The following is a 216-nucleotide window of genomic DNA, read 5'->3' on the forward strand; positions in this document are numbered from 1 at the left end:
CGATACACACCAGAATTTAAAAAGCTGGTAATTGAAACGATGATGGCGGAAAAGCTAAGCTATTGCGAAACAGCAAGACGGTTTGACGTAAGCAGCGATACTCGGATCAAAGATTGGGAGCGGATCTACCTGATGGAGGGACCGGAAGGTTTTACAGTAGAGCGACGCGGTCGTGGAAGTAAGGGTCGTCCCAAACAACTGTCGAAAGCGGTGGAA

At 48.6% G+C, this 216-nt stretch carries 1 pseudogene; it reads left to right on the top strand.

Annotation, left to right across the window (positions count from 1 at the left end):
* Positions 1-216, top strand: a pseudogene (locus tag H7U37_RS15505) (helix-turn-helix domain-containing protein); the annotation flags it as partial.

Origin of the sequence: Pseudoflavonifractor phocaeensis (assembly GCF_016901735.1) — a bacterium.
In the GTDB taxonomy this organism is placed as follows: Bacteria; Bacillota; Clostridia; order Oscillospirales; family Oscillospiraceae; genus Pseudoflavonifractor_A.